Raw genomic sequence first — 3,236 nt, forward strand, 5'->3', positions numbered from 1 at the left:
CTCTTCAAGGAGGCTCAGCGCGACTGCCCCGGCATCGGGATCACCGGGGTGAAGGGGTGAGCGGCGGCGCGGGCGTTGACGTTCGGGGACGTTCAGGAGGACGCGGGGCGCGTCACTCCCACTCGATGGTCCCCGGCGGCTTGCTGGTGACGTCCAGCACCACGCGGTTGACCTCGGCGACCTCGTTGGTGATTCGGGTCGAGATACGGGCCAGCGTCTCGTACGGCAGACGCGTCCAGTCGGCCGTCATCGCGTCCTCCGAGGAGACCGGGCGCAGCACGACCGGGTGGCCGTAGGTGCGGCCGTCGCCCTGGACGCCGACGGAGCGGACGTCGGCGAGCAGCACCACCGGGCACTGCCAGATGTCGCGGTCCAGCCCGGCGGCCGTCAGCTCCTCGCGGGCGATGGCGTCGGCCTCGCGCAGCAGGTCCAGGCGCTCCTTCGTCACCTCGCCGACGATGCGGATGCCCAGGCCCGGTCCGGGGAACGGCTGACGGTGGACGATCTCCTCGGGCAGGCCCAGCTCCTGGCCGACCATCCGGACCTCGTCCTTGAACAGCTTGCGCAGCGGCTCCACCAGCTTGAACTGGAGGTCCTCGGGCAGTCCGCCGACGTTGTGGTGGGACTTGATGTTGGCGGTACCGGTGCCGCCGCCGGACTCCACCACGTCCGGGTAGAGGGTACCCTGCACCAGGAACTCCACGGCCTCCTCGCCGGAGCCGGCCTCGGCGACGATCTCGCTCGCGGCCTGCTCGAAGACGCGGATGAACTCCCGGCCGATGACCTTGCGCTTCTCCTCCGGGTCGGAGACGCCGGCCAGCGCGTCCAGGAAGCGCTTCTCGGCGTCCACCACCTTGAGCTGGACGCCGGTGGCGGCCACGAAGTCCTTCTCGACCTGCTCGGACTCGCCCTTGCGCATCAGCCCGTGGTCCACGTAGACGCAGGTCAGACGCTCACCGATGGCCTTGTTGACCAGGGCGGCGGCCACCGCGGAATCCACGCCGCCGGACAGACCGCAGATGGCTCGCCTGGTGCCGACCCGGGCGCGGATGCCGGCGACCTGCTCCTCGACGACGTTCGCGGCCGTCCAGGTCGGCTTCAGGCCCGCGCCCCGGTAGAGGAAGTGCTCCAGCACCTGCTGGCCGTGCGTGGAGTGCATCACCTCGGGGTGGTACTGCACGCCGTAGAGCCTGCGCTCGTCGTCCTCAAAGGCCGCCACGGGGACGCCGTCGGTGGCGGCGGTGACGGTGAAGCCCTCGGGCGCGGCCGAGCAGGCGTCGCCGTGCGACATCCACACCGACTGCTCGGCCGGGGTGCCCTCGAAGAGGGTGGAGCCGGGACGGGTGACGGTCAGGGCCGTGCCGCCGTACTCGCGGCGGCCGGTGTTGTCGACGGTGCCGCCCAGCTCCTGGGCCATCAGCTGGAAGCCATAGCACATGCCGAAGACGGGCACCCCGGCCTCGAACAGCGCGCGGTCGATGCCGGGCGCGTCCTCGGCGTACACGGAGGAGGGGCCGCCGGAGAGGATGATCGCCTTCGGGTTCCTGGCGAGCATCTCCGCCACCGGTGTGGTGGAGGGGACGACCTCGCTGTAGACCCGGGCCTCGCGTACGCGGCGGGCGATGAGCTGGGCGTACTGTGCGCCGAAGTCGACGACGAGGACGGTGTCCGGGGCGTCGGGCGCGGCCGTGGACTCGGCGGGCGCGGTGGGCTCGGTGGGCTCTGATGCCACGGGGCTGGCTGCCTTTCGGCGTGGATCTGGGCTGGGAAAGCCCAGTCTACCGGCGGTGCGCACCCGATCGGCCGTCTCACCGTCCGGCCCCGCGCCCGCCCCGGCCCGCCTCCGGGTGCATACTGGGGTCATGTTCGCGCGGATCCTCTGGTTTACCCATGGCACCGGCCCGGCCGGCCGCCATGGGATCCCGCACGCCGTGTGAACGACTGACGAGCGACTTCCCCAGGCGCCCCGGGCCGGTCAAGGCCCGGGGCGCCTGCCGTGTCCCCGGGGCACGACCGGCGCCGGGCGCGACGACCCCAGGAGGGACGTACGGCCATGGCCACCACCACCCCCGCCACCACCGCCGCCGAGGCGGGAACCGGAACCGACGAACGGATCGCGCGGGACCGCGAGCGGATCGACGAACTGGACCGCCGGCTCATCGCCCTGGTGCGAGAGCGCATGGAGGTCTCCGCCCGCGTCCAGCGGGCCCGGATCGGCGCGGGCGGACGCCGGGTGAACCTCTCGCGCGAGATGGAGGTCCTCACCCGCTACCGCGAGCGGCTGGGACGGCCGGGCACCTCCCTGGCCATGACCCTGCTGGAGCTGTGCCGCGGGCGCGTCTGAGCCGGCCGGGCCCGTACACCGCCGACGCCCCGTCCCCGCTCCGCGTCCCGACGGGAGACGACCACCCGTACGGGGCATTACCGCCGCGGGGCACGGTCGTTGGACCTGGCGACCCCAGAGCCTGCCGGGCGCCCGGAGGCGTGGGGAGCGCATCGGAGCGATGAGACGCCATCCTCCCTCGGGAGGTGAGGACCGGGCGTCGTGGGACCTCGCTCCGGTGCAGTGGCCGGACGGCAGGGGACAGCGGTCCGGCCACGACCCAGCGGTCGGTCCCCGGGACGCCGGGGGCCGGCCACCCCGTGATTCCGCCTTCACCGCTTTACCGCGTCTTTACCGCGTTCACCTGCACAAACGTGCCGGGGCGAACGAGCGGCCGGAAAGGTTGCGCGGCTTTCCGTCATGGATTCGCCACACAAGCGACACGCCCCCGAGTGACATACACCACACCGAAACCTGGGTGAGCGTGGGCAACCGCCCGCTTCCGCCCCCTATGCCGCACCGATCCGGACGCGGCGCCGGTCGCGGCGCCCGCCGCGTACGCCGACGGCCACGGGACCACCTCCGTGGAGGACCCGGAGAACACGGAGTCCCCCGCCCCGGAGCCCGGTGAGTCCAAGCCCGAGCCGCAGACCGGTGGTGCGAAGCCGGTCACCCCGGACAAGGTCACCAAGGTCGGCACCGCCGGCCGGCTCGCCGAGACCGGTGCGTCCTCCGCGCTGCCGATGTTCGGTCCCGCGGGTGCCGCGGCCGTGGCGCTGGGCGCCGGTGCGATGTACGTCGTGCGCCGCCGGGGCGGCGCCGGGGCGGACACCTCCGCCGCCGCGTGACGGCGTGAACGTGCGGGTGCGCCACGGGCGTGTGGGGGGGGGGGGGGGGGGGGGGGGGGGGGGGG

Annotated in this window: 3 protein-coding genes; 2 read left to right on the plus strand and 1 reads right to left on the minus strand. The window is 73.3% G+C overall.

Annotation, left to right across the window (positions count from 1 at the left end; all coding sequences use genetic code 11):
* Window positions 1-112: 112 nt before the first annotated feature.
* Window positions 113-1,732, minus strand: coding sequence for a glutamine-hydrolyzing GMP synthase (guaA, locus tag LJ221_RS13420; RefSeq protein WP_308314777.1), 1,620 nt, complete (start codon window positions 1,730-1,732; stop codon window positions 113-115).
* Window positions 1,733-2,053: 321 nt separating this feature from the next.
* Between guaA and LJ221_RS13425 the strand changes: the two genes are divergently transcribed.
* Complete coding sequence (locus LJ221_RS13425) at window positions 2,054-2,344, plus strand: chorismate mutase (protein WP_241716675.1); 291 nt, start codon at window positions 2,054-2,056, stop codon at window positions 2,342-2,344.
* Window positions 2,345-2,907: 563 nt separating this feature from the next.
* A complete protein-coding gene (locus tag LJ221_RS23710) occupies window positions 2,908-3,171 on the plus strand; it encodes an LAETG motif-containing sortase-dependent surface protein (RefSeq protein WP_241716677.1) in 264 nt (87 codons plus the stop codon).
* Window positions 3,172-3,236 lie beyond the last annotated feature (65 nt).

The organism is Streptomyces sp. CNQ085 (assembly GCF_022614595.1).
Taxonomy (GTDB): domain Bacteria; phylum Actinomycetota; class Actinomycetes; order Streptomycetales; family Streptomycetaceae; genus Streptomyces.